Genomic DNA, 252 nt, shown 5'->3' with positions numbered 1-252 from the left:
GTTCTCCTTTCGGTAAGGGCCCAGGTAGACCACCTGGTTGATAGGCCGCAGGTGCAAGGCGTGCGAGCGCCTCAGCCGAGCGGCACTAATCGCCCGAGCTCTTCGCTTATCTTCTTTCCCCCTCCGGACCAGGATCCCCGGTGCGAACCTCGCTGTGCGGCCCTCAGGGCACGCGGAGGCCATCCCGGGTGGGCGGAACGCCGCCCACCGGTCAGCGGCTCTGGCGGCCGGGGCACGCCCGGTCCCATTCCG

At 69.4% G+C, this 252-nt stretch carries 1 rRNA gene; it reads left to right on the top strand.

The annotated features are described in order from the left end of the window. A 23S ribosomal RNA gene (locus H6A16_RS10650) occupies nucleotides 1-110 on the top strand; the annotation flags it as partial. Nucleotides 111-252 lie beyond the last annotated feature (142 nt).

Source organism: Collinsella tanakaei, from assembly GCF_016900375.1.
Taxonomy (GTDB): Bacteria; Actinomycetota; Coriobacteriia; order Coriobacteriales; family Coriobacteriaceae; genus Collinsella.
The sequence above is the reverse complement of the archived record's forward strand: the minus strand, read 5'-3'. Positions and strand labels throughout refer to the sequence as shown.